At 68.1% G+C, this 6,699-nt stretch carries 2 protein-coding genes; both read right to left on the reverse strand.

The genetic code is table 11. The features are described 5' to 3' along the window. Positions 1–4: 4 nt before the first annotated feature. On the reverse strand, positions 5–1,945 hold the full coding sequence (locus tag AC3EUJ_RS36730) for a ThuA domain-containing protein (protein WP_431969275.1): 1,941 nt from the start codon (positions 1,943–1,945) through the stop codon (positions 5–7). 200 nt (positions 1,946–2,145) lie between these two features. Next, a complete protein-coding gene (locus tag AC3EUJ_RS36735; RefSeq protein WP_431969277.1) occupies positions 2,146–6,159 on the reverse strand; it encodes a ThuA domain-containing protein in 4,014 nt (1,337 codons plus the stop codon). Between the last annotated feature and the right edge of the window lie 540 nt (positions 6,160–6,699).

Consider the following 6,699-nt stretch of genomic DNA (forward strand, 5'->3'; position numbering starts at 1 on the left):
CGGGTCAGCGGTTGAGGTTCTGCATCCACTCCCGCAGCTCGCGCGCCTGCCGCGCGAGCTCGGAACGCGCCGCAGCGTCGCCGGAGGCCTCGTCGTTCGCCAGGTCGACGATCGAGTTCAGCGCCGGGATGGCGGTGGTGTAGTTGGTTGCCAGGTAGCTGTCCCGCGCGATGTCCAGGGCGGCACCGGCGGCGTCCGCGGCGTCCGTGGTCAGCAGCCCGGCCGCTCGGTCAGCCTCGATCAGCAGGCTGGTCTCGCGGTAGGACGAGCAGTTGGCGTCCGTACGGTCGGCGGTCGTCTCGATCCCGCCGAGGATGATCTGCATGAACGCGTCGTCGTAGTACTGCGTCCGGAAGTGGCCGAGGATGTTCGAGAACGCCTTGCCACCGTCCCAGTTCTGGCACCACGCGATCGGATGGTCGCCGTTCATCAGCCGCAGCGGGTTGTTGGCCGCGTTGCCGCTGTTGAGGCTGCGCTGGTAGCTGTCCTCGTTGAGGCTCAGCAGCGTGTGCACGTCGGCCCGCATGTTGCGGTCGAAGTTGTAGAGCTCGTCGACCGTCATCCACCGGGCAGGGAGATGCGCGGTCGCCGGGTGCGTGTTGTCCTCGGTCACCACCTCGGTGTGGATGCAGCTGCCGCACTGACCGAACCCGTTCTGGCCGTTCGGATGGTTGGTGAAGAGCCCACCGACGAGGTTGCCGTACCACGGCCAGGTGCCGATCTCGAACGAGTCGGCGGCACCGTGGATGCCGACGTAGCCGCCGCCCTGGTGCATGTAGGCCTCGAAGTTCGGCTGCTCGGTGGTCGGATCGAGCGGGCCCGGGTGCCCGACGTTGGACTCGAAGACGATCGTGTCGTACTGCTTGAGCGTGTCGAGGCTCAGGAACGGGCTCGTGGGCAGCGTGACGGTGGGGAGTTGCGGGTCGTAGACGTCGACGTTGAAGTTGTGCGCGATGCCGAGCTTCTGGATCGCGGCCACGGTGTGCGGGATGTGGTCGTGCCGGAAGCCCGTCGTCTTGGAGAAGACCAGGACGTTGTAGTCGGCGTCCGGGTTGTGCGGGAGCGGGGCGAGCACCGGGTCCGGGATGACCTTCGGGCCCTGGGCGGGCTCAGACTCGAGGCCCGTCGCGGGCTCCGGCGCGAGCCGGCCGTTGAGCTGGTCGATCAGGTAACGCGCATCGCCCACGAGTGTGCTGCGGGCCGAGCCGGGCGCGATCTGGTCGCCGACGATCGAGACGAACTCGTTCAGGACCTGGCTCGCGCGCTTGGCCGAACCGACGTCGGCGAGGGCCTTCGCCTGGTCAAGCTTGGCTTGGAGCGCCGCGCCGACCTCCCCAGGGACGCTGCCGGCGGTCACGAACCGGGCGATCAGCGTGCCGACGTCCGCGAACGATGTCGTCACGATGAACGTCTGCGTGTACTTCGCGCTGTTGGAAGCAGCGTCAGAGAGATGCACCGCGAGCGTGTGCACGCCGAGCGACAGGTCGGAGGTCTGCACCGGCAACGGCGGGACCAGCTTGCCGTCGAGGTACATGTTCAGCACAGCCACTCCGCCCGAGCCGGGGGCGGGGTCCGTGCGCGTAGGGATAAGTGTGGCGACGTGACCGACGTGACCGTCGGTGATCGCCGGGTACGATGCAGCCGGCGCGCGCGTGTCGATCCGGACCGAGATCGAGCGGAACGCCGAGACGTTCCCGGCCGTGTCGACCGCGCGGTACCGGACGCTGGTGTTGCCCTCCTGCGTGATCAGCGCCGACGCCGTGGCCGACGCCGTGGCCGACGCCGGCGCCCCCTCGACGGGCACGTCGATGTAGGCGGCGCCGCCGTTGAGCGAGTACTGGAACTTGGCGATGCCGACGTCGTCGGTCGCCGACACGTTCAGCGTCACCGAGCCGGTGTACCAGTTGTTCTGGCCGGTCGGCGCAGAGGGCGACAGCGTCGCCACGTTGATCGTCGGTGGTGTCGTTTCCTCTGCCCACGACGGTGCCGCGGGGATGAGTACGGCCGCCGTCACGCAGGCGGCCACTGCCGATGTGCGAAATCTTCTCCGCATGAGTGTCTACTCTCTTGCCGCTATACCGGCGGGTTCGCTGGGTGCGGATGCCCGTGCCGACGAACTCGGGTTCGTCGGCACGGGCCGGTTCGCTAGGTGCCGATGCCCGTGCCGACGAACTCGGCCCAGTTGAGGTTGAACAGGTTGCCGCCCGTGGCGCCACCCGTGACCGAGCGGAACACCAGAAACAGCTCATGCGTCCCGGACATCGAGACCGGGAAGGTCTGGCTCGTCCAGGTTCCCGTCCCGCCGGTGGACACGAGGTTGGCCGTCGTCAGGATCGGCCCGGTGATCGAGTCCTGACGGACCTCGATTGCCGCCAGCGGCGACCCGGGCGTGCGGCCTGTCGCCGCGTCCGCCACGCGGAACGTGATCGAATCGATGTTGGTCAGGTTGAATGGGCCGTTGAGCTGGAGCCAGTCGCCCGAGCCCAGGCTGCCGCGGTGCACGCCGGCGCCGCCGTCGGTGTTGGTCGCCGTGTTGGTGCCGGACTGGTTGACGACGAACTCCACCTCCTGGTGCTTCTGGCGGATCTGGTGCTGGCCGGTCGTGGTCAGCTGTGGGACGCCGCCCGGACCGCCGTGGTCGGTGTAGCGCGCCTGGACCACGCCGGAGACGTTGCCGCCGTGTGAGGCGTCGTCGGCCTCCGTGTGGAGCACGCCCGAGCAGCCGTTGACGGACTCCTCGGCGTGGCCGTGCGCGTCGTGGCCGAGCACGAACGTCACCTGCACCTCGGAGCAATTCACCGTCCCGTCCTCGGGGTCGGTGACCGTGACCGAGAACGGGATGTCGTCGCCGAACGCGAACGTCCCGCCCTCCACCGGCGTATTGACGAGCACCGTCGGGCTCGTGTTGCCCACGGTGATCACGGTGCTGGTCGAGGTTTGCTTGCCGGACGAATCGAGCACGGTCAGCACGGCCGTGTAGCGGCCGGACTGCGTGTAGGTGTGTGTCGGGTTCGGGTCGGTCTCGATCGCCGAGCCGTCGCCGAATTTCCACTCGTAGCGGATCGAGTCGCCGGGATCCTCATCCAGCGAGCCGGCGCTGGAGAAGTTCACGGTCAGCGGCGTCGAGCCGTCGGTGCGGTCCGTGGTGAGCACGGCCTTCGGCGCGCGCTTGCCCTTGACGTACTCCCACTTGTACATGCCCGCGTCGGGGCTGATGACGTTGAACCCGTTGCCGTAGGTCAGCAGGTAGAACGCGCCGTCAGAACCGAACTGCAAGTCCATCGGGTTGTCGCACTCGAACCGGAACCTGCCTGCCCCGGCGTTCGCACGGCTGCCGCAATCCAGGAAGTTGTTGATCTTCTGGACGTGGTTCTGCTTGTCGAGCTTGACCTCGCGCAGCGTGTCCTGCGTCCACTCGCTGATGATCACCGAGTCGTCGTAGTACGGCGGGAACTTGTTGGGGTTGGGGTTCTCCGCGTCGTAGTGGTACTTCGTGACCCCGTGCGGACCGACGCCGCCGGTGAAGAGCTCGGGGAACAGCCGCGGGCATTCGGTCGTCGAGCCGGGCGCGATCGGGCCCGGGATCGGCGCGTAGTAGGCCTCGCACGGGGTGCCGAGCGGCGCGCTCATGTTGTTGTCGCGGTAGGAGTACCAGATGTCCGGGTCGGTGACCGGCGGGACGTCCCTCAGGCCCGGCTCGACCGTCGGACCGCCCTCAATGTTCCACAGCGAGTCGTTGCGCTGCGTCGGTCCGTCGCAGTCGAACTTCTGAGGCGGGTTGTTCAGCGGCGTGCCCGCGGTGGTGGTACCGGGCGCGAACTCGTGGAAGTTCCACTCGTAGTGCGCGAGGTCGCGCTTGTAGCACGTCGGCCAGCCGTAGTTGGACGGCTTGCGCACGATCTCGTAGCGGCCGGTGCCCGCCGGGCCGTGCGAGCGCTGCGGTGTCTGGGCGTCGGGCGAGTAGTCGCCGATGTAGGCCACGTCGTTCTCGTCGACCTGGATCCGGAACGGGTTGCGGAAACCCATCGCGTAGACCTCCGGCCGCGTCTTGTCCTGCGGCGCGCCCGCGACCAGCGGGAACAGGTTGCCCGACGGGATCGAGTAGGCGCCCGTGCCGGAGCCGAAGTCGACCTTGTTGGCGTCGGCGGCGGAGATGTTGCCGTCCTTGACCTTGATCCGCAGCACCTTGCCGCGCAGGTCGTTGGTGTTCAGCGCGGTGCGGCGCGAGTCACCGGTGAGCCGCTGATACCAGCCGCCCTCCTGCGCCGTGTTGGTGGCGATCGCCGGCGTGGCGGTGCCGGTCAGGCCGGCGCCGTCGGCGATGATCTGCGGCTGATCGGACTGCTGCTTGCCGCGGCGGAAGAACACGTTGACGTTCGACGTGTTGACCGGGCCGCCGCTGGTCTGGATCTCATCCGCCTCGATGTTCGAGAGCGCCTCGAGCGCCGCGTCGATCGCATTGCGATCCGCGTTCCACGCGATCGGCTCCGTTGTCTGGCCCTCGAAGGTCAGCGTGAACGTGCCGCCCGTCGCGTCGGTGACGCGCACGGTCTGCTGCTCGTCGGTCTTCTGCGAGTTGTACGGACCGTAGCCGCCGCCGTTGATGCCGCCTGCGGGCGTGTCGTCGCCGGTGACCATCCAGAGGTTGCCGTGCTTGTCGAAGTCGATGTCGCCCCCGACGTGGCAGCACTCCTGGCGGTTGACCGGCACGCGCATGATCTGCTGCTCGGAGCCCATGTCGAGGTGCGCCGGCGTGCTGTCGGTGGCGTCGACGAACTTGAAGCGGCTGAGCTGGAAATAGCCCACGTACGGATCCCACGCGGTCTTGGACGCCGCCACATTCGGCGGGTTGGTGTTCGGCGTGATCTGGGTGACGACGGATCCGTCGCTCAGCTTGACGTCGGTGACCTCCTTCGCCGAGTAGTAGAGGTAGACCCACTTGTTGGTCGCGAAGTCGGCGTCGACCGCCGGGCCGTAGAGCCCGTCCTCGCCCGCGGAGTAGATCTGCTGCGTCATCGGCAGGCTCGGGTCGGCGAAGTTGGCGACGACCGTGGTGACGCCCGTGGTCGAGTCGTGCATGCGCAGCGAGCCGAGGCGGTCCGTCTGCAGAACGCGCCCGTCCGGCAGTTGGTCGAAGCCGATCGGCTCCTGCAGGTTCGGCGGCGAGCCGATCTTCGTCTGCTGGTAGTTGGCCAGCACGGTCGCGCCGCAATCGCTGTAGACCGGGTCGGCCCGGCCCGCGGCCCAGCCGATCGCGCCCTTGAGGTGCTTGGTGAGGTCGGCGTCGAAGCTCGCGGCCGTGTTGCCCAGGCCGGTGTAGAACGAGCGGCCGCCCTGGAAGTCCTTGCACCACGAGACCGGGTGATCGGCGCCCATCGTGCCCCCGGCGATCCCGTCGAGGTCGGCGCCCTGCGGCTGCGGCCCGAACGGGTCCTCGACGACGGTGTCGAGGACGTGTGACACACCGCGGACGTTCTTCGTGAAGTTGTACCAGTTGTCGGTCCGCGACCAGATCTGCGGCAGATCCTTGCTCGCGTCGTGGACGCGGTCGGCGACCTTCACGTCACCCGATTGCACGTCGGTCCTGCCGGACGCACGCGTCCCCAGAATGTCAGTCAGGAACGACCAGGACTCGTCGGTCTCGACCGCCGAGCCGACGCCGACGAAGCCGCCGCCGGCGCGGAAGTAGCTCTCGAAGTTCGCGCGTTGCGTGTCCGTGAGCGGGCTCGCGCGACCCGTGTCCAAGAACACGACCGCGCGGTACTGCGCCAGCTTCTTCTCCGTGAAATGGTCGCCCACGTCAGCGGGCTCGGGCGCCACGACCGTGAAATCACCGGTTCTGGCCGCATCCCGGATCGCGGACAGGCCGGCCGACGACACCGCGTCCTGGGTGCTGCGCACCACGAGCAGCTTGAAGCCGGCGTCTGGTCGTGCGGCCTCGGCGGCAGGCGCGGACGGCTGCAGCAGCTCCGGTGCAGCGACGGGAGCGGGCTCAGCCGCCGTGGGGGCCGCAGCGCTCACCGGCGTCGCGAGGAACGTGAGGAAAGGGGCGATGAGGGCTAAGGCCATCGTGGTCGCGATGCGACGTCTCGGGCGTCGTCCGTCTTCTGGGAGGACTGCGTCGAGCAGCCTGGCCCGCGTTCGATGACGTGGTGGCATGAAAAACCCTTCCTGGCTGAGGGGATGTCAGGCACGGCGCGCCGCCGCGCCTATTGCCACTTGGTGGTAGCGGATATTGCGGTTGCTGGAAGGTGCCGCCTCCAGGTCTGGGGGCCGTCAGCAAGGTGCCGGCCTGGGTAGAGCCGTGATCGTGGTCGAGTCGTCGATGATGTGGTTGATCACCGTGCTCGCCGCGCCACGGGAGGCGGCGCCGAAGCCGAGCGTGGAGGCGACGAATCGGCACTGGGCGGCTGGAGCTGCCACCACGAGCCGTTGCAGCTGATCTTGTGCGTTGGGCAGCAGCCACTGGGCCGGCGAGGCGAAATGGCCTCAGATGACGATCACTCGCGGGTTGAAGAGGTTGGCCAGGATCGAGCCACCGGGTGGCCGACATCGCCAGAGGCCTGGCCTCTGGCGACCGGCGCATGACGATGGCGGTGGCACAGGTCGGCGAGTGGCTCGGGCTTCACCGGGGCAGGTCAGGTGTGGTCATGCCGATGCGGAGTTGATGGACTTCGAGAAGAGCTCCATCATCGCCCT

Source organism: Actinacidiphila sp. bgisy160, assembly GCF_057707815.1.

Excerpts from the sequence above, each read along its gene's own strand:
- AC3EUJ_RS36735 (WP_431969277.1), bottom strand. The coding sequence starts at position 6,159 with ATGCCACCACGTCATCGAACGCGGGCCAGGCTGCTCGACGCAGTCCTC.